1 pseudogene is annotated in these 1,077 nt (G+C 70.2%); it reads left to right on the forward strand.

The features are described from left to right. Positions 1–38 precede the first annotated feature (38 nt). Positions 39–1,055 (forward strand): annotated as a pseudogene (locus ACFHWT_RS31310) (transposase); the annotation flags it as partial. Positions 1,056–1,077: the final 22 nt, after the last annotated feature.

Below are 1,077 nucleotides of genomic sequence, written 5' to 3' on the forward strand. Positions count from 1 at the left end.
GCGGCATAATCGCGGGCTCGTCATAAGGCACCGGGACGGCCGGGGTGAAACGGCAGTACATGGGATGCGCCGGTCGGGTCGCCAACGGCATCAACACGGTCCACCTGGCCTATGTGCGGGAACGGACCGGGCACGCCCTGGTCGCCGCCCGGCAGTGGATCCCCGCCGAGCAGATCACCGACCCGGACACCGCCGCGCGGACGGGGCTGCCGACGGACACGCAGTTCCGCACGAAGGGCCAACTCGCGATCGACCTGTGCACCCACGCGTACGCCGACGGCTTGACCTTCGACGTGATCTGCGGTGACGAGGTGTACGGCGGCTGTACCGAACTGAGGGAGTTCCTCGAACAACGTGGGCAGGCGTACGTGCTGCGGGTCGCCTCCACGTTCATGATCCAGATGCCGTCCGGTGACAGGCTGGCCTGCGCGCAGGCCGTCACGGAACTCGCCGGCAGGCGCGGTCGTGGCTGGCAGGTCCGCTCGGCCGGTGCCGGGTCGAAGGGACACCGCTGGTACGCGTGGGCGTGGATCGCCACCGCCTCACCCCGCCACCATCTCCTCGTGCGTCGTCACCTGGCCACCGGTGAACTGGCGTTTCACTACTGCTTCGTGCCCGAGGGGCAGCCGGTGGTCGTGTCGCGGCTGGTCCGCGCCGCCGGCCTGCGGTGGCCGGTCGAGGAATGCTTCGAGTTCGGCAAGGACCACTTCGGCCTGGACCAGTGCCAGGCCCGCCTGCACGGGGCGATCGCCCGGCACACCGTGCTGGTCATGGCCGCCCTCGCCGTCTGCGCGGTCACCGCCGCGCGGCTACGCCACCGCACCGACACCCAGGCACCCCCACCGACCACACCCGACCAGCCGCCACCGACCGAGCCCGGACTGATCCCACTGACCGTGCCCGAGATAGGACGACTCCTCGCCGACGCCCTCCACCACCCACAACCACCCGACCACGCCCTCAACTGGCTCACCTGGCGCCGACGCCACCAGGCCCGCGCCCGCTGGTTCCACCAACGCACCCGACTCAACCGCGAATACGCCCTGGTCAACTAGCAAATGGCGGCTGCCGTACTAG

The sequence above is a fragment of the Micromonospora sp. LOL_021 genome (assembly GCF_048060215.1).
Lineage (GTDB): Bacteria > Actinomycetota > Actinomycetes > Mycobacteriales > Micromonosporaceae > Micromonospora_E.